At 41.7% G+C, this 16,654-nt stretch carries 19 protein-coding genes and 1 pseudogene; 13 read left to right on the top strand and 7 right to left on the bottom strand.

Features of this window, described 5'->3' with window-relative positions:
• Positions 1-17 precede the first annotated feature (17 nt).
• Positions 18-785, top strand: a complete 768-nt coding sequence (locus ACWF5P_RS04480; protein WP_230176198.1) for a TIGR01457 family HAD-type hydrolase — start codon at positions 18-20, stop codon at positions 783-785.
• A 44-nt stretch (positions 786-829) separates the two neighbouring features.
• Here the strand turns inward: ACWF5P_RS04480 and ACWF5P_RS04475 are convergent, their stop codons facing one another.
• On the bottom strand, positions 830-1,327 hold the full coding sequence (locus tag ACWF5P_RS04475) for a phosphatidylglycerophosphatase A family protein (RefSeq protein ID WP_063234039.1): 498 nt from the start codon (positions 1,325-1,327) through the stop codon (positions 830-832).
• Between the two features lie 206 nt (positions 1,328-1,533).
• Between ACWF5P_RS04475 and yutH the strand changes: the two genes are divergently transcribed.
• From yutH to thrB, 5 genes are all read left to right on the top strand, one after another.
• Positions 1,534-2,535, top strand: a complete 1,002-nt coding sequence (yutH, locus tag ACWF5P_RS04470) for a spore coat putative kinase YutH (RefSeq protein ID WP_402943708.1) — start codon at positions 1,534-1,536, stop codon at positions 2,533-2,535.
• Positions 2,536-2,640: 105 nt separating this feature from the next.
• Positions 2,641-3,555 (top strand): L,D-transpeptidase family protein, encoded by a 915-nt coding sequence (locus ACWF5P_RS04465; RefSeq protein ID WP_434168050.1) that lies wholly within the window; start codon positions 2,641-2,643, stop codon positions 3,553-3,555.
• 192 nt (positions 3,556-3,747) lie between these two features.
• Positions 3,748-5,046, top strand: coding sequence for a homoserine dehydrogenase (locus ACWF5P_RS04460; RefSeq protein ID WP_230176201.1), 1,299 nt, complete (start codon positions 3,748-3,750; stop codon positions 5,044-5,046).
• Entirely contained in the window at positions 5,043-6,104 is a 1,062-nt protein-coding gene (gene thrC, locus ACWF5P_RS04455) for a threonine synthase (protein WP_434168049.1), read from the top strand. The genes ACWF5P_RS04460 and thrC overlap by 4 nt, the downstream gene beginning before the upstream one ends.
• Positions 6,101-7,045 (top strand): homoserine kinase, encoded by a 945-nt coding sequence (thrB, locus tag ACWF5P_RS04450; protein ID WP_101223637.1) that lies wholly within the window; start codon positions 6,101-6,103, stop codon positions 7,043-7,045. The genes thrC and thrB overlap by 4 nt, the downstream gene beginning before the upstream one ends.
• Positions 7,046-7,232: 187 nt before the next feature.
• On the opposite strand, the gene ACWF5P_RS04445 is transcribed toward thrB, so the two are convergent.
• Complete coding sequence (locus ACWF5P_RS04445; protein WP_034310199.1) at positions 7,233-7,469, bottom strand: NifU family protein; 237 nt, start codon at positions 7,467-7,469, stop codon at positions 7,233-7,235.
• A 152-nt stretch (positions 7,470-7,621) separates the two neighbouring features.
• Here ACWF5P_RS04445 and ACWF5P_RS04440 point away from each other — a divergent pair, with 152 nt between their 5' ends.
• Positions 7,622-7,945: a YuzD family protein gene (locus tag ACWF5P_RS04440; RefSeq protein WP_434168047.1), complete on the top strand. Its 324-nt coding sequence runs from the start codon at positions 7,622-7,624 to the stop codon at positions 7,943-7,945.
• A gap of 94 nt (positions 7,946-8,039) precedes the next feature.
• On the opposite strand, the gene ACWF5P_RS04435 is transcribed toward ACWF5P_RS04440, so the two are convergent.
• Entirely contained in the window at positions 8,040-9,107 is a 1,068-nt protein-coding gene (locus ACWF5P_RS04435; RefSeq protein ID WP_402943721.1) for an NAD(P)/FAD-dependent oxidoreductase, read from the bottom strand.
• A gap of 288 nt (positions 9,108-9,395) precedes the next feature.
• On the opposite strand from ACWF5P_RS04435, the gene ACWF5P_RS04430 reads away from it, so the two are divergent.
• Entirely contained in the window at positions 9,396-9,632 is a 237-nt protein-coding gene (locus ACWF5P_RS04430; RefSeq protein ID WP_063234046.1) for a YuzB family protein, read from the top strand.
• Between the two features lie 195 nt (positions 9,633-9,827).
• On the opposite strand, the gene ACWF5P_RS04425 is transcribed toward ACWF5P_RS04430, so the two are convergent.
• Together ACWF5P_RS04425 and ACWF5P_RS04420 are read right to left on the bottom strand one after the other, a co-directional pair.
• The gene (locus ACWF5P_RS04425) at positions 9,828-10,046 is read right to left on the bottom strand and encodes a DUF2225 domain-containing protein (RefSeq protein WP_434169738.1); all 219 of its coding nucleotides are present in this window, start codon (positions 10,044-10,046) and stop codon (positions 9,828-9,830) included.
• Positions 10,047-10,110: 64 nt separating this feature from the next.
• The gene (locus ACWF5P_RS04420; RefSeq protein WP_452444655.1) at positions 10,111-10,248 is read right to left on the bottom strand and encodes a DUF2225 domain-containing protein; all 138 of its coding nucleotides are present in this window, start codon (positions 10,246-10,248) and stop codon (positions 10,111-10,113) included.
• Positions 10,249-10,490: 242 nt separating this feature from the next.
• Here ACWF5P_RS04420 and ACWF5P_RS04415 point away from each other — a divergent pair, with 242 nt between their 5' ends.
• The gene (locus ACWF5P_RS04415; RefSeq protein WP_101223634.1) at positions 10,491-10,853 is read left to right on the top strand and encodes a HesB/IscA family protein; all 363 of its coding nucleotides are present in this window, start codon (positions 10,491-10,493) and stop codon (positions 10,851-10,853) included.
• Between the two features lie 381 nt (positions 10,854-11,234).
• Here the strand turns inward: ACWF5P_RS04415 and ACWF5P_RS04410 are convergent.
• Both ACWF5P_RS04410 and ACWF5P_RS04405 read right to left on the bottom strand, forming a co-directional pair.
• Positions 11,235-11,876: pseudogene (locus ACWF5P_RS04410) on the bottom strand (SDR family oxidoreductase).
• Between the two features lie 153 nt (positions 11,877-12,029).
• A complete protein-coding gene (locus ACWF5P_RS04405; RefSeq protein WP_434168044.1) occupies positions 12,030-13,022 on the bottom strand; it encodes an FAD-dependent oxidoreductase in 993 nt (330 codons plus the stop codon).
• Between the two features lie 475 nt (positions 13,023-13,497).
• Between ACWF5P_RS04405 and ACWF5P_RS04400 the strand changes: the two genes are divergently transcribed.
• The 4 genes from ACWF5P_RS04400 to ACWF5P_RS04385 all read left to right on the top strand — a co-directional run bounded on the left by ACWF5P_RS04400 (position 13,498) and on the right by ACWF5P_RS04385 (position 16,645).
• Positions 13,498-14,712, top strand: coding sequence for an NAD(P)/FAD-dependent oxidoreductase (locus ACWF5P_RS04400; RefSeq protein WP_101223631.1), 1,215 nt, complete (start codon positions 13,498-13,500; stop codon positions 14,710-14,712).
• 204 nt (positions 14,713-14,916) lie between these two features.
• Entirely contained in the window at positions 14,917-15,396 is a 480-nt protein-coding gene (locus ACWF5P_RS04395) for an NUDIX domain-containing protein (RefSeq protein ID WP_241592845.1), read from the top strand.
• Between the two features lie 108 nt (positions 15,397-15,504).
• A complete protein-coding gene (locus tag ACWF5P_RS04390) occupies positions 15,505-15,822 on the top strand; it encodes a YuiB family protein (protein ID WP_063234052.1) in 318 nt (105 codons plus the stop codon).
• A gap of 268 nt (positions 15,823-16,090) precedes the next feature.
• Entirely contained in the window at positions 16,091-16,645 is a 555-nt protein-coding gene (locus ACWF5P_RS04385) for a 3D domain-containing protein (protein WP_397315667.1), read from the top strand.
• Positions 16,646-16,654 lie beyond the last annotated feature (9 nt).

Here is a 16,654-nt window from a genome sequence, read left to right as displayed (position 1 = left end):
TAGGAAGGCGAATTCAAATGAAGTCGTATAAAGGATATTTAATTGACTTAGATGGCACCATGTATCGCGGAACTGAACAAATTGCGGAAGCGGCAGGGTTTATCAATGACCTAAGGAAAAGGGATATCCCTTATTTATTCGTCACCAATAATTCATCCCGGACTCCGGCACAAGTAGCGGATAAGTTAAGAAGCATCGGCATCTCAACAGAGGATGAACAGGTTTTCACGACAAGCATGGCCACTGCCAATTACATAGCCGAACAAAAGAAGGATGCATCGGTCTATGTGGTGGGTGAAGAAGGCATCATCGAGGCTCTTAAGGAAAAAGGAATGAAGCTTGTCGAAGAGCATCCAGATTTTCTGGTAATGGGCATCGACCGCGGCATCAATTATGAAAAGTTGTCAAAGGCCTGTCTTGCTGTTAGAAATGGGGCTGTTTTCATTTCGACCAATGGTGATATTGCCATTCCAACTGAGCAAGGCCTTTTGCCTGGGAATGGTTCCTTGACATCCGTTGTTTCCGTTTCGACTCAGGTACAGCCGATTTTCATTGGAAAACCTGAATCCGTTATAGTGGAGCAAGCACTAAGAGTATTAGGGGTACCTAAAGAAGAGACAATCATGGTTGGCGATAACTATGATACGGATATCCTTGCCGGCATTAACGCAGGGATCGATACACTGCTTGTACATACTGGCGTGACGACAAAAGAACGCCTAAAGCAATATAAGGAGCAGCCTACGCATGTGGTGGACACACTAGACTTATGGAGCTTCGAATGAAAAAAACAGGCCTGCGATTGCAGTCCTGTTTTTTTCATGCCGTTTTATTCTGCATTTTCGGTTCTATGGGCAAGCCGGCTTGAAGCGGCAGCTGCAATCGCTCCAACGATATCATCTAAAAAGGTGTTCACCTTACCTGTGCTTTTATCGTTTAGATATTTTAAGATTCCCGGCTTTTGTTTATCAATGAAACCATAATTGGTAAAGCCGATCGATCCATAAACATTCACAATTGAAAAAGCCAATATTTCATCGACCCCATATAGACCTTCATCTATTTCAATTATGCTCAGCAGAGGCTCCTCGAGCAGCTTTTTCTCAGCTAAAATATCCAACTGAATGCCGGTAAGGATGGCATTTTGGACCTCGCGTTTTGAAAGGACCCGTTCGACATTGTGAAGGCAATCGGACATTTGGAGATTTTCATGGTAACCAGATTGTAAATACATGACTAGCTCAGCGATATCCTCCAATTTCACTCCTCGTTCAATTAGCCATCTTCGAGCCGTTTTTTCAGACATTGATTGTTCAATATTAGCCATGTCATCACCCATTTCTCTATATTTTAAAGGGATAGTTCTAATGCAGGTAGGTTGATTTGATTAAAATGAAAAGCCATGAAGGATGTTTTGATCCGAATTTCTAATAAGGTTTCGATAATCATTCAGAAAACGGGTTATTCCACATATATATAAGTATATGATGTCCAATATTTCTATTATATCCATTTGATGAAGGGGGCCATTCCATGATAGAAGAAATCATTTTTAATAATTATGGCATACAGGTGGAGCTTGAAGAAGCCAATAGCAGGTTTCCAAGCTTCCGTTCAGGAAATATGGTTTACAGCATCGTTCCCATTGAAAATATGGAGCAGGAGGAATTAGTGGAAAGGTATAAAATGTCTCAACATCTGATTTCACAAGGAGATCGTCACGTATCCGCCTTTGTCCTTGCCAATCATGGAAGTTATGTTTCGGAAGCGGATGAACAATTATTCATCCTTCTTGCCAATCAGGCATTGGAAGGTCCGAAAAATTTCAATCCAGGAAGACGCCTGGCAAGATTTCATCAGCGTGGGAGAAATATTAATGAAACGATTCGAACATGTTCAAGGATCGGTAAATGGAAAGAACTATGGGAACAAAGGATCGATCAGTTAGAAAAGATTTGGCGGGATAAGCTCAACGCCCATCCTGATAACCAGTTTGAAAAATTATTTATAGAAACCTTTCCCTATTATATGGTCCTGGGTGAAAATGCGATTCAATATTTAGTCGACACGGAAATTGATGATACCCCGCAAATTGTCGATAGTGGAACGGTTTGTTATGAACGTTTTTTACATGATACGTGGAAAAGCAATAAGTGGATGAAAAATCCGTTCGATTGGGTATTCGACCATGGAACCAGGGATGTCGCAGAATGGGTGAGGGAACACTATTTTCAAAATGTGCATACCCATCAACGGGGCATTGGCCAATTCTTTCACGAATATCAATCCATAGAACCATTCTCCAGCTTTTCAGCCCGGTTGTTATATTCGAGGATGCTATTTCCCATTCATTATTTTGAAACTGTGGAAGAGTATTTTTCAAAAACGACGGAATCAAGGTCGAATGAGTTGGAGGATAAAATATCTTCCATCACGAAATCCTCACAACAATATGAGTCCTTCCTCAAACATTTTTATGAATTGGCGGAGGTCCCGGCCAAGCAATATGATTTGCCTAAAATTGACTGGATTTAGATAAAAACGGGAAAGAAATATGATTCATCCTTACTTACTATGTTATGATGATAACAAGATTTTTTAGAATAATTAGATATTTAATCACTACGGAAGGATGGGACCATGAAAAGATTGATGATGGCCGCCCTTTTAGCTCTTTTAATCATCCAAACGACAAATCTTGCAAAGGCTGAAACGAAAACAAATTGCGAAGCAAATCAATTCAAGATTGTCATGAAGTCTGCTGCGGATGTGAAGGAAAAGGCGTCGGCTGCAAGCAAAACATTAATAACTTATAAGAAAAACAAAGAATTATCGGCAAGTGGAAGAACTGGAAACTGGTATAAGGTCTGTCACTCGAAAAAGACAGCATATATCAATATGGCAGATGCTAATGAGGTTTTCGGCACCAGTGAAAACGCCCTTCTAAAGAAATTCGATAGTAGAAAAGGCGTTAAACAAGTTGTATCGGTGACAGGAAAAGCGATGAGTGATACAAAGGTTACGATCCAAACGTATGAAAAGAAACAAGGGGAATGGCGCCGGGCATTGAAGAAGATGGAGGGTGTCATTGGAAAGAACGGCTTCACGAAGAGCAAAAAAGAGGGTGATGGAAAATCCCCGGTTGGAATTTATTCATTCGGTACGTCTTTTGGAAGTGGAACGAAGCCAACCGGAATGAAAATGGGTTATAAGAAAACGACCAAATATGACTACTGGATTGACGATCAGACATCCAATGATTATAACAAGTGGAAAACCTATAAAGGAAATCCTGCAGTTAAATGGAAGTCTTTCGAAAGGATGAATCATGAACTCTATAAGTATGGCGCGGTCATTAATTATAATACGAATCCCATCATAAAAGGAAAAGGCAGTGCAATCTTTCTTCATGTATGGAGAGGGGATACAAAGCCGACTGCGGGATGTACAGCCACAGCCGAAAAGAATGTCCTCAATTTACTGAAATGGATGGATCCCGTGCAAAAACCACATATTGCAATGGGTACAAATGATTCATTGAAAAGCGTTAAGTAATAATCAGCAAAATGGTTTTCCTATAAAAAAAATTAGCTTTACCCGTTCTTACTCGTTCAAGGGATGGGCGAAAAAAGTTCGTGCATCCATCTTTTCTAACTATTGATAATTATTTGAATTAAACTTATAATGTCTACTATACAAATACAAATGTTTTCTTCAGGCAAACAGTTTTTAAGGGGGAACCAAAATATGAAAGCCATCTCGATCGGTTTATTGGGGTTAGGTACAGTCGGTTCAGGAGTCGTACAAATCATTGAAAGTCATCAGGACAAGCTCATGCATCAAGTGGGCTGTTCCATATCCGTTAAGAAGATACTAGTCAAAGACACGACGAAGGAGCGGCTTGTCGAGGTCGATAAAGGAATGTTAACTGACAATCCTGAGGATATCCTTTCGAATCCCGAGATTGATGTTGTAATAGAAGTGATGGGTGGAATCGAAGAAACACGCAGTTATCTGATAGAAGCTATAAAAAATAAAAAGCATATCGTTACGGCCAATAAAGACCTAATGGCTTTATATGGACCGGAACTGCTGGAATTGGCCACCGAGAATCAATGTGATTTATTCTATGAAGCAAGTGTTGCAGGGGGAATTCCGATTTTACGCGGTCTTGTAGATGGATTATCTTCTGACCGCATCACGAAAATGATGGGAATCGTCAATGGAACGACAAACTTCATTTTAACGAAAATGAGCAAGGAAGGCAGAGCTTATGATGACGTATTGAAGGAAGCTCAGGAGCTGGGATTTGCTGAAGCCGATCCGACAGCCGATGTAGGCGGATTGGACGCGGCCCGTAAAATGGCGATCCTATCAACACTCGGGTTCTCAATGAACATTGGTTTGAATGATGTTGAGGTACAGGGCATTACCGAGATATCCGAAGAGGATTTGAGATATAGTAAGAAGCTTGGTTATACAATGAAATTGATCGGCGTCGCTTCCAGGGCAGGGGATAGGGTCGAAGTAAGTGTCCAGCCTGCACTTCTTCCGGAAGCACATCCGTTAGCATCGGTAAATAATGAGTATAATGCTGTATACGTTTATGGGGAAGCCGTAGGGGAAACGATGTTTTACGGACCGGGGGCCGGTAGTCTTCCTACTGCGACTGCAGTCGTTTCGGATATGGTGACGGTCATCAAGAATATGAGGCTGGGCGTAAATGGCCGCAGTGCCGTTTCTCCTCAGTATCCGAAACAATTAAAAGATGCCACTGAGATTTTCGCTAAGTTCTTCATTCGTTTACATGTTCAAGATGAAGTTGGTGTTTTAGCCAGAATCACGAATTTATTTGCCGAGCATGGAGTAGGATTCGATAAAATCCTTCAATTGCCTCTGGATGAAAAGGAATCTTCCGAAATTGTATTGGTTACGCACACTGCCACAAAGGCTGCATTTGAGCAAATAATACAGAAATTACATGATTACAATATGGTAAGAGAAGTGAAAAGTACATACAGAGTTGAAGGAGAGGACATCAAATGAGCTGGCAAGGACTTATAAGCACGTATAAAGAATTTTTACCCGTTAATGATAACACACCTGCACTAACCCTTTTGGAGGGTAATACACCTTTAATCAAACTGAATCGATTATCCGAAGAGTGGGGAATCGACTTACATGTAAAATATGAAGGGGCGAATCCAACTGGGTCGTTTAAAGACCGCGGAATGGTCATGGCCGTCGCCAAAGCGATAGAAGAGGGCAGCGACACGATCATCTGTGCTTCCACAGGGAATACATCGGCAGCTGCAGCGGCTTATGCGGCCCGTGCCAACCTGCGCTGCATCGTTGTCATCCCGGAAGGGAAAATAGCCATGGGCAAGCTTGCCCAAGCCGTCATGTACGGGGCGGAAATCATCTCGATCGAAGGGAACTTCGACCAGGCTCTAAAAATCGTCCGTTCACTTAGTGAGAATTCACCGATAACTCTTGTGAATTCGGTCAACCCATACCGGATTGAAGGGCAGAAAACAGCGGCTTTCGAAATTTGTGATGCCCTCGGATCCGCACCGGATATTTTGGCGCTTCCAGTCGGGAATGCAGGTAATATTACGGCTTACTGGAAAGGGTTTAAAGAATATAACGAATCGAAACAAACGGGTCTTCCTGAAATGAGAGGATTCGAAGCTGAAGGTGCGGCTGCAATTGTCCGGGATAGCATTATTGAAAATCCAGAAACGATTGCAACAGCCATCCGGATTGGAAATCCTGCAAGTTGGAGCTTTGCTGTGGAAGCAGCAAATGAATCCAAAGGCAAAATTGATGAGGTGTCAGACGAAGAAATTCTGGAAGCCTATCATTTCCTTGCTAAAAAAGAAGGGGTATTTGCAGAGCCGGCATCTTGTGCTTCCATTGCAGGCATCTATAAACAATTAAAAAGCGGTGAAATCAAAAAAGGAAGTAAGATTGTTGCCGTTTTGACTGGAAATGGATTGAAAGATCCGAATGTGGCAGTCAATACAAGCACGATTCAGCCGACATTGCTGCCAATGGATGAAGAGGTCATTTTAGAACATCTGCAGGGTGTGAAACAGGCATGAGTGCGGAATCAGAGATGTTCTTGATCCGTGTACCAGCAAGTACGGCCAACTTAGGACCAGGATTCGATTCCATCGGCTTGGCGCTAGGACTTTACTTGGAAATACACGGATCTTCATCAGATCATTGGGAAGTCGTTCCACTTTCAGAGGAAATGTCTGTTTTTCCAACGGATGATCGTAATTATATCGTCCAAATTGCCAAGGAAACGGCGGCATCCTATGGAAAGGAACTTTCCCCATGCCGGCTTTTCGTCTCTAGTGAAATTCCACTGGCGCGTGGGCTTGGAAGCAGTGCTTCTGCCATTGTGGCGGGGATTGAATTGGCGAACATCGTTGGTGAACTTCAATTATCCGAAGAGGAAAAGAATCGGCATGCTTCCCTCTTTGAAGGGCATCCGGATAATGCGGGGGCATCAGTGTATGGTGGATTGGTTGTGGGCCTGCATACGGAGGAAAGAACGGATGTCGTGTCTTTTCCAATCGAGGGAGTTAAGGTGATTGCTGTCATTCCCGATTTTGAATTGCTTACAGAGGATTCAAGAAATGTCCTTCCGAATTCGCTTTCCTATAAAGAGGCGATAAGCGGAAGTGCAGCCGCAAATGTTTTGCTGGCAGGAGTTCTATCTAAAGATTGGAAGCTTGTTGGTGAAATGATGCAAAGTGATCGTTTCCATCAACCATTTAGAGCAGAGTTGGTCCCTCATTTAGCGCTTATTGAAGAAGTTGTCCTCAATGAAGGCGGATTTGGTGCGGCTCTAAGCGGAGCAGGTCCAACTGTTTTATGCTTATCATCCGCAGAAAATAGTGAAAGTTTACTCACAGTATTGAAGGAAACATTTCCGGAATTTCTTGTGAAAGAATTGGAAATCGATAATGAAGGCAGTTATACGGCAACCCTTTCAGAACAGGAAAAAAAGGAATTGAAATTTTTGAAATCGTGAACCATGCTTCATTCATTGTCCATAAAAAAGCTGACTCGCGTCAAGCCGTATCAATTTGATAGGGCAAAAGCCGAGTCAGCTTTATTTTTATTGCAGTCCAGAAAAGATTCCGGCCTGTATAAAAAGGTTGAACGTGTATAGATGAAGTGAGCCTACATCCATACGCTGCATGTTATTTAAAGGGCCATTAGAAAACTTGTTCAACTTCCACTACACCAGGAACTTCTTCAAGAAGGGCACGCTCAATCCCAGCTTTTAGCGTAATGGTCGAACTAGGACAGCTTCCGCAGGCTCCTAGTAATCGTAATTTTACAATTCCATCTTCTACGTCAACTAGTTCACAGTCACCGCCATCACGAAGAAGAAACGGACGAAGCTTATCTAGGACTTCTTGAACTTGAACTTCCATTGTTTGTTCAGACATTGCAATCGACTCCTTTCCTAATCATATTATAAAGCGAAGGTAGTAAAAAATCCAACTGTAACTTTGCGGAAATATAATCTATATTATTCTGGTATGATGGAAACAGGTGAAGTTTTTAAACATTATTCAAAATGAAGGAGGAAGAGTAGGTAATGAAAGAAATTGAGATAGAAGTATATGGTGCGGAGCAAATTTGCGCGAGTTGTGTTAATCTCCCTTCTTCGAAAGATACATGCGAGTGGCTTGAAGCCGCTTTAACGAGGAAGTTTCCTGAGCAGAAATTCAAAATATCCTATATAGATATGTATAATCCTCCAGAAACGCAAAAGCAAAAGAGCTTTGCTGCGAAGATGATCGAGGAAGATTTATTTTATCCACTGGTCCTCATCGAAGGAGAAATCATCGCAGAAGGAAATGTGCGTCTCAAAAAAGTGGTGGAAACGATGGAAAAATACGGGTATACAATGCAAGAGTGATATATAATGGAAGAAATAAGAAAAACTGACCCGTGAATGAGCTGCATGCAGCTCATTGGGCCAGTTTATGAAATGTAGTATAGATGGGTTGGAATCAACCGTTATGGTATTTGTACATCCAGAGAATGCCTGATTTCATCAGGCGTGCCACTCTACCTGTGATTGGGCGATTTGCAACAAGACCGAAACCTTGTTTTTTCCCAAGAGAACCTAATGTCCCTTTTAATTTCATTGTCGGGAAGCTTTCAGGAAGTGGTTCATTTGCCCATTTCTTTACAAGAACCTGTACGATTTGCTCAGCTTGGGACTCCGCTAATTGAGCACTAGGTGCATGAGGCAGGCTCGCGCAGTCGCCGACGACAAAGATGCTGTCATCATTAGGAAGGAAATGCTGAGGAGTCAGAACGGCTCTTCCTTGACGGTCTTTTTCTATATCCATATCGCGGATGATCTTACTTGGCTGGATTCCAGCTGTCCATACGATGACGTCGCTTTGAACGGCCTCGTCACCATTATAAAGAATGTTTGGCTCAACTTTCGTTATATTTGAATGATGGACGATTTCGATTGTATGTTTATCGAACCATGATTCGACAAAGGTGCTTAACCTTTCTGGGAAAGCAGATAGAATATGCGGTCCACGGTCGAATAGCTTAACGTTTAAATCTGAACGGCTTTCAATCAATTCACTTGCAAGCTCAACACCACTCAGTCCGCCACCAACGATAGAAACGGTTGCACCGGCACCTAAATTATTCAGGGCTGAATATGTGCGGCGTGATTTATCGATTGTTTGGATACTGTAGGTATGTGTGTCTGCACCAGGAATATTGTGGTATTTATCTTCGCAGCCAAGGCCAATGACTAAATCATCATAAACGACAGGATCTTGATTTTCTATAATGACTTGTTTATTTTCCATATCGATGGAAAGTACTTCTCCGTATACGTTCTTCAAGCGAGGATGTTCAGGAAATGCAACACGGATGTGCTGATCTGGAATGGTACCTGCTGCTAAAGCATAATATTCCGTTTTTAAGCAGTGATAAGGATTACGGTCGATAAGCGTGATGCTCACATTTTCAGGAAGCTGATTAGGCAGCAATCTTTGCAACATGCGCATACCACCATACCCGCCACCAAGTATGACTAGATTCTTCATATGATTTTTCCCCTTTATTTGATCTCTTGAAAAATTTGACTAGCATTTAACTATAGGATTCCCCCAAATGGTCCCCTTTAAAGTTTAATTAAATATATATACCCCAATTAGTAGCAAGAATAAAAAATTAGATAATTTTCTTTTATTTACGTACCCCGACAAAAGTATAACGAATATAAAAGGAAATCACAACCGATATCTTGAAATCGGCTGATTTTTTATGCGTAAATATTGACTGTAAAAGGGAAAAGTATTAAGATGGTTTGTTAGTAACTGTGAGGTGAAACAATGTACCCGATTATTGAATTTTGTGTAAGCAATCTGGCCAGCGGCGCTCAGGAGGCTCTGGAAAGATTGGAGCGGGATCCAAATTTGGATATCATAGAATATGGTTGTCTGGGTTATTGCGGCAGATGCTCCAGTAACTTATATGCGCTTGTAAACGGTGAAGTGGTCTTTGGTGATACAACGGATGAATTGGTTGATAAAATATATAAGTACATTGATGAATTTGAAATGTTTTAATCATCAACGGTGAATAAAAAGGCTGTTCCTTAGTGGACAGCCTTTTTAATATAAGTGCTGCAGCAACGAGTGGGGTGTTCGTTGCTGCTTGAGTTCCTGAAAGCGGTCCCGCCATCTGGATGATGGAGGCTACCCGGGCATTGTTTTGACCTTCGAATACTAATGAAAAATACTTGATGGCTGCCTTTTCATTTCCTATCCTCCTTGAGATGTCGCCAGCGAGATATAGGATTCTGGCTTCGGATACCTGGGTGCCGCTGAAGGATGTGCTTCATATTCCTTTAGGGCGAACCTCAAAAATCTTTCTTCTTGTTCCTTGTTTTTGTTGATCCTATATAACCATGCTATCTGTAAACAGATTCCGGCAAGGATTATATGTTTTTCCTTTTTTAAAGCTCCGCAATAACTCGTCAGCTTGTATGTATTGATCGCGTCTTTGATCTCTCATTGCTAAAATTGTGGGGAACCCACTGGGAGCTTACTTTTTCCATAATGATTTCCATTGTAGTGGGGGGAAGTACCGGGAGAAATCCTCCGAATGCGAAAAGCCGCAGTGAGGGCAAACAAAGATATTATAGTAAAGTGCGTTAACGGCTGAATCAACATAACGGGGCAAAATTTAGCAACTTTTACAAAACTCGACCGTACCTTTTTGTTGGTTGATTTTTGCTTGCATAAAAGGCATTCCATGCTTTTATCTTATAGAGGGTGTATGCCTTCGATCTAATTTTAATTGGTAAAATAGGTGGGGGAATATGAATTTTTTCAAGCTGGAAAATTGAGCGTGGGAATTTCTTTGGTATATACTATAAAGAGTAATAGTTCTATCTCACATATCAGAAGAAGGAGGGATTTATTGTGAGTGAAGTTGTTCAAATAACGGAAGCTGCCGCTTTTCAGATAAAAGAAATGATGAAACAAAATGGTGAAGAGGGTTCCTTTTTAAGAGTGGCCGTTAAAGGCGGAGGCTGCAGTGGATTATCCTACGGAATGGGTTTTGAACAAGAGCCCGGAGAAAAAGATAGCCAGCTGGAACAGTTTGAAATTAAGATCCTTGTTGATGCCCAAGATGCAGATATATTGAATGGAACGGTAATTGATTATAAACAAACGATGATGGGTGGAGGCTTTACGATCGAAAACCCAAATGCTATCGCTTCATGCGGTTGCGGGTCTTCCTTCAAAACGGCTAAAAACGCCGGTACGCCGGAAAACTGCTAAGAAATCTTATCATTGAGAAAAGGGGGGCACTTTAACAAGTGCCCCCTTATTATTGGAAAAAGGGATTTGGAATGGTCTCATCGCGAACCATGATTTTAAAACAGGGCCAGGTACGTGGACGGTCGAATAAAGTGCCGGTGACGGTCGAATAAAGTGCAGTGAAGGTCGAATAAATTCGAGAACGGTCGAATAAAGTGCAGTGAAGGTCGAATAAAGTACGAGGACGGTCGAATAAATCCACAGGAAGGCCGAATAAACGCTCCAGCTGAAAACAGCTGGAGCGCTTATTAAAGAAAAAACCAGGCAAACATCAAATTTGACTACAGTCTAAGGTCTAAGGGGGCACTAAAAAAGTGCCCTTTTTCATGGTTATTTGCTGCTTTAAATATTGTGCAGGGCCTCCGTGATTGGGAGGGTGCCGCTGGAAATCTCGAATGTTTTATTGAATGTTTTTTCTTCTGTGATTGATTTTGCAAGAACGTCGGCGACATCGGCTCTTGGAATGGAATTGTCAGGATGATCCACTTTCTCATCCGCAAATATTTTTCCGGTAGCTTGTTCATTTGTCAAAGCAACCGGCCGGACAATCGTGTATGTCAGCCCGCTTGCTTTTAAATGTTCATCGGCATCATGCTTTGCTTCGAGATAATGGTGCATTCCTTCTTGGGCTTGTTCAGGATTATCGGAACCGACAGAGCTTAGCATGACAAAACGTTCGATTCCCTTCTTCTAGGCGGCAACAACCAGTTTAATGGCTCCATTCTTATCCACAGCTGTCGTTTTATCGGGCCCTGTTTTTGGTCCAGATCCGGCTGCAAAAATGATGGCCTCCATGTTATCCACTGCTTTATCCACATTTCCCTCTAAATCAGCAAGGATTGGATGCCCGCCGAGTGCTTTTATTGTTTGGGCCTGTTCCTCTTTCCGGATCATTCCGTAAACAGTCATTTGCGGATTTTTTGATAATTCCCCAATGATCTGCTTTCCTGTCGTTCCATTGGCTCCAGCAATTAAAATATTCATTTATGCATTCTCCTTTCATGGCTTCCCCTACTCTTTACCCTTAGAATGACAAGGTTAAGCGCTGTGGATAAGTAATGAAAAAAAGTTATCCACAATAACCGAATTGGGGACAACAAAAAACCCGGCTATGAAAGTCGGGTTTTTGCGTAATTTTTAAAACATGGAGGAACTATGCATCGGCTGAACTTTTGCCTTTGGGTCAATATATTGTTTGGCGTGATTGACGGCAGTGGGTGCCTCACCAAAACCACTTGCAATTAATTTTACTTTGCCATCATATGTTGCAATGTCACCTGCTGCATAAATTCCGGGGATATTCGTTTCCATTCTGGAATTCACCAAAATACTGTTTTTCTGGATATCAAGTCCCCATTCCTTGATGGGACCAAGAGAAGAAACGAAGCCGTAGTTAACGATGACTGCATCCACTTCCATCGTCTCTGTATCTTCACCGTTCGTATCCTTGATGACAATTGTATGGATTCGTCCGTCTGTACCAATCAACTCTGAAGGTATGTAAGGAGTCTTTATTTCAACTTTTGAATTTTTAAGTGTTTCTACACTATGTTCGTGGGCACGGAACTTATCTCTTCTGTGAATGATGCTCACTTTCTCGGCGATAGGCTCCAGCATCAGGGCCCAGTCCACTGCTGAATCCCCACCTCCGAAGACCACCACTTTTTTGCCGGCAAAATGGTTGAGGTCGTCGATGAAATAGTGAAGGTTGCCGCGTTCGTATTTTTTTGCATCATCAATTTCGATGCGGCGGGGTTGGAAAGCCCCATTTCCAGCTGTGATGATAATCGTTTTGGAGTAATGGATTTCTTTATCAGTCGTTAACTTGAAAACTCCATCAGCTTGCTTTTCCACTTTTTGAACGGCTTGCTCCAGGACAATATCCTGCTCGAACTTTGCCATTTGTTCCTTCAGGTTATTCACTAGCTCCTGAGCCCGCACTTTGGGAAAACCAGCGATATCGTAGATGTACTTCTCAGGATAAAGGGCAGACAATTGTCCGCCTAATTGTGGCAGGCTCTCGATGATTTTTACGGATGCCTGTCTCATTCCTCCATAAAATGCAGTGAATAATCCAACTGGGCCTCCGCCAATGATGGTAATATCATAAACTTTTTCATTAACTTCCAACGTTATCCCTCCGATATACTAGGTTTGCTGAAATTTATTCTCTTATTTTAACATAGATGGTCTTTGAAAAAACGGAGAATGTTAGAAAAGTGAGAAAGTTTTGACTATATACAGGCGGTTTCATGATGAATGTTTTTTATCCTCTTTCAAAAGTGGGGAAAATTGCCCTTTGCCAATGTTAAGCATATCGTAAAAATATGGATAGCAGCCCGCTGAAAAGTAACGTTTTTCGGCGTGATTTTAACCCGAAAAAGTTCGGTTTGTTACTTGAAAAAGGTATGGAAAAAGACTAATATTTACTTAGACATCATTTGGTAAAATTTTTATGAATTTTTCATGACAATTACGAAGTGTTACGTGAAATACGTCACAAATGTATAAGAGTGCTTTTTATAATGGAAATTAATAAGATAGACAATATATTTTAGTTATGGAAAGCATCACAAGAAAATATCGTAAAGGTGGAAGAATACTTTTGAAAAAGCCAACTATCGTTGTTTTAGGAGCAGGTTATGGTGGATTGATGACTGTTACTCGCTTACAGAAGGCATTAGGTCAAAATGAAGCAGAAATCGTATTAGTTAACAAAAATGATTACCACTATGAAACAACATGGCTGCATGAAGCATCGGCTGGAACGCTTCATCATGATCGTGTGCGGTATCCTATCAAAAGTGTCATTAACAACAAAGTTAAATTCATCCAGGATTCTGTTTTGGAAGTGAAAACAGAGACCAAAAAAGTCATCCTTGAAAACGGCGAAATTTCTTATGATTACTTAGTGATTGGACTTGGACCTGAATCGGAAACGTTTGGAATCCAAGGGCTGAAAGAATATGCTTTCTCTATTTCTAACGTGAACACGGCACGTAAAATCCGTGACCATATCCAATTGCAATTTGCTACGTACAGTTCTGAGGTCGAAAAGAATGAAGACCGCTTGACGATCGTTGTTGGAGGAGCAGGATTTACGGGAATCGAATTCCTAGGCGAATTGGCTAACCGTGTCCCTGAACTTTGTAAAGAATACGACATCGATTTCCAAAAGGTTCGTATGTATTGTGTGGAGGCAGCACCAGCCGTCCTCCCTGGCTTCGATCCGGAATTGGTGGATTATGCAGTATCTTACCTTGAGAAAAAAGGCGTCGAATTCAAAATCGGAACACCGATCAAGGGAGCGACTCCTGAAGGCATCATCGTGGCAAAAGGCGAAGATGAAGTGGAAGAAATCAAAGCGGGAACCGTAGTGTGGGCAGCTGGCGTACGAGGTAACTCCGTGATAGAGGCTTCCGGTTTTGAAGCTATGCGCGGACGTATTAAAGTGAACCTTGACATGCGGGCACCGGGTCATGACGATATCTTTATCGTAGGGGACTGCGCTTTGATCATCAACGAGGAAATAAACCGTCCATATCCACCTACCGCACAAATCGCGATGCAGCAAGGTGAGGTCATTGCGAAGAACCTGACTAAATTGGTTCGTAACGAAAGTGACCTTGAAACGTTCACTTTCGAAAACAAAGGAACGGTATGTTCACTTGGTGAAGACAACGCGATTGGTGTTGTATTCGGCAAGAAAGTTACAGGTAAGACTGCATCATTCCTGAAGAAGATGGTTGATAACAGAGCGTTGTTAATGATTGGCGGAGCTTCCCTTGTTGCTAAAAAAGGTAAATTCAACGTCCTTTAATTTTTTCTATATATAAATAAAGGCCATTTGGGGAATTTCCCTGAATGGCTTTTTCATTGACATCCCAACAATGGGTGAGCGTGCCATCAATCGGAGTATGCACGGTTCTTATGTGGAATATAATGGGGTTTGGATGACGAAGCTTAATCATATGGTCTTCTGCTGTTTGAAGTTTACTATGAATATAGGGGGGAGTGGTTCTTGGTGGAACGATGCAAAAATGTTTGGCTTGCAGTGTCCGGCCTTGTGATATCTGATAAGGGTGAATGGCTGGTCGTGAATAAAAGGTATGGCGGATTGAAAGGGCAATGGTCGCTTCCGGCAGGTTTTGTCAAAAGTGATGAAACCGTCGATGAAGCTGTCGTAAGGGAAGTGTTGGAGGAGACGGGTATTCATACAGAAATTGAAGGCATTGTAGGAGTGAGAAGCGGAGTCATTAAAGGGAATATTAGTGATAATATGTTGATATTTTTACTTAAACCGGTCAGTTTTGAAGTAACCGCTCAGTTGGATGAACTATATGAAGCTAAATTTTATGACCCTGATTTACTCATGCAGGAAGGGAAGCAATCATTACTATTGGAACAGCTTTTAGCTTTTAAAAAGGAGAGAATGCAGACGATGCTTGACGGATTGAACCCGGGAGATCAATTTGGGTATACATCATATAAATTATTCATGTGATTTGGGTAATTATCTTTTCTTCGGAATTATTTGGTATAAGTCGTTGACGCAGCAATTATTTTTTCAGTAAACTAAAGGTGTCGGTTTTTAAGGAGGGTCAAGAATAACATGCCATTGCCTGTTTTAATTATCTCAATACTCTTATTTTTCATATTGTTTTTCGGAATTGGCTTTTTGCTGAATATGCTCTTTCGTTCTTCGTGGATCATGGTCATCTTATTTCCAATTGTCTTCATCATCATTGTCAATGAAACAAAGCTAATAGAATATTTTAGAAATCCGGGAATTTCTTTTTCGAATCTTGGAACGAACCTCACTTCCTTGCATACGGCAGACATCATCATTTTATCAAGTGGGCTGCTTGGCGCGGTTTTAGCTGGTGTGGTCATCAGGATTCTAAGGAATAAAGGATATCAAATGTTTTAATAATGAGAAGGGCCGTCATTTATGGACGGGCCTTTTTTTGTAAGAAAAATTAGATCTTTTCATGCTTTATGAATACTTTCACTCTGGAAGGGGAACAAATATCCTTGTGAGAGGAGTGGAACTAATACATATGAAGATTGTCAAGGCGTTATTTTTGAGGGTTGCTATTATCATATTATTTATCTTGGCCATCGACTCGACCTTAAATCATGTTTTTGGGGCCGTGCCTGTGGATCATCCTTTTGAAGAGGTGATGAGAAAGCATCGAATGCTTGGTCTCGAATATAAAGCCATCCATAGTGGAGGTCAAGTGGCGACGCTAATGGCATCCGCATCCACGAGCGATGGTCCCGTGACGATAGCGGAGGCAATCGAGCTCTCGAAATATCCGAAGCATGAAGTCTTGGCTACAGGATATACAGCAGGGTATGAATCTACCGGAAAGTACCCGGAAAGCCCATCCTATGGTATCACTTATTCAGGGGTGAAGGTTAAACGGGATCTGTTTTCCACCATTGCCGCCGATCTTACCGTATTCCCTCTCGGAACCATCCTTTGGATTCCGGGCTATGGATATGGGGTTGTAGCGGACAAGGGTGGTGCAATCAAAGGAAACCACCTGGATCTATACTATGAAACGGTACAAGATGTATATGAGAATTGGGGGAAGAAAACCCTTGAAGTATATGTTGTCCAAAAAGGGAACGGCGAGTTATCCGAAGAACAGTTAAGCAAGTTGAATGAAACCAAGATCAGGCAGGTATTCAAGCCTAAAATCGCTCAGAAAACATTGAACGATAATGTAGCTTCCTTTGCTTTTTAATGATGGACA

The organism is Peribacillus sp. NPDC055009, from assembly GCF_053608705.1.
Note: the sequence above shows the minus strand (reverse complement) of the source record. Positions and strands in the feature narration are given on the sequence as shown.